Below are 1,498 nucleotides of genomic sequence, written 5' to 3'. Positions count from 1 at the left end.
TGCTATGTTTATTCATGTTAGCCTCTGCTGTTTAGTTAATTGACAAACTAATTATGGCTCTGGCTTTGAATTAAGCTAACCCACGAAAAGCGGAGGCTAACACCGTGTGGGAGTCATTATGTCTATAGATACCGCAGCGCCCACAGTCATAATTGATCCCGTGGGTGATACAAACGACACCACACCGACTATTTCAGGGTCTGCAACGGGTGAGCCAGAGGGTACAGTTGTTACGATCACCGTGACGGATGAAGCGGGTAACCCACAAACCATTACTACCGAAGTGCAAGCCGATGGCACCTTTAGTGTAGATGTACCGAATGAGCTAAGTGAAGGTGAATTTACCGTTGAGGTATCGGTAACCGATAACGCAGGTAATGAAACCACGGCCACTACCACAGGTGAGGTTGATACAACAGCGCCGGTTGTGACAATAAATGCGCTAGGTGATACAAGTGATACTACACCAACTCTATCAGGTACGGTAAGCGGGGAACCTACAGGCTCAACTGTTACTTTAACTGTAACGGACGCAAATGGTGCAGTGCAAACAATCACCGCACAAGTCATTGCAGATGGAAGTTGGACAGTTGAAGTACCCGTAGCTTTAGCTGAAGGTAGCTATACTGTTGATGCTATTGTTAGCGATAACGCTGGCAATGAAGGTACTGCAAGCGCCTCTGGTACTATTGATACAAGTGCGTTAACTATCACTATTGATGTCATTGGTGAAACCAACGATCAAACCCCACAAATAAGCGGTGATACATTTAATGCAGAAGTAGGTTCGTCTGTTGAAGTTCAGATCACAGACTCTACAGGTGCGGCTATTACCTTAACTACGGTTGTTGATGCAAACGGACAGTGGAGTGTTACTCCGCCAGCCGATTTACCTGAGGGAAGTGTATCAATCAGTGCAACAGTAACTGATTTAGGCGGTGGTTCAGCCATAGCAGAACTTGATGCTGTAATTGGTATTACGCCGCCAACCATACAAATTAACGATCTAGAAACCAGTAATGATACAACACCAATTATTGCTGGTAATACTACAGGCGTTGTATCTGGCACTGTAATAAGCTTGACTGTTACAGATTCACAAGGAGTTGTTCGCTCGTTTAATACGACAACAGATGCACAAGGGAATTGGAGTGTAGAGCTTTCTCAAGAGTTGGCTTCAGGGGATTACACTGTACAGGCAGAGGTTTCTGATGCTGCAGGCAATAGTGCTTTAGATACAGCAACCGGTAATATTGATACTGCGGGGCCAAGTTTAACCGTTGATTTTGATGCTGTAACCAATGATACAACACCTACTATTTCAGGCACGAGTGATGCCGATGTAGGTACAACGATTACTGTAGTGATCACCGTATCCGTCCGGTGATCACCGCCTAGCCTTTAAAATTCCACGGTAATAGACTATCGATATCAGGTGTTGATTGGCACAGCTCATCTAAACACGCGGTGATGTAATCGTATGGCGCTAAGCCGTTGG

The 1,498-nt window shown here is 45.3% G+C and carries 1 protein-coding gene; it reads left to right on the top strand.

What is annotated here, in order from left to right:
• Positions 1 to 118: 118 nt before the first annotated feature.
• Positions 119 to 1,387, top strand: a complete 1,269-nt coding sequence (locus PSI06_RS20895; protein WP_273604797.1) for an Ig-like domain-containing protein — start codon at positions 119 to 121, stop codon at positions 1,385 to 1,387.
• Positions 1,388 to 1,498: the final 111 nt, after the last annotated feature.

This window comes from Pseudoalteromonas sp. GABNS16E (assembly GCF_028598715.1).
In the GTDB taxonomy this organism is placed as follows: domain Bacteria; phylum Pseudomonadota; class Gammaproteobacteria; order Enterobacterales; family Alteromonadaceae; genus Pseudoalteromonas; species Pseudoalteromonas atlantica.
Note: the sequence above shows the minus strand (reverse complement) of the source record. Positions and strands in the feature narration are given on the sequence as shown.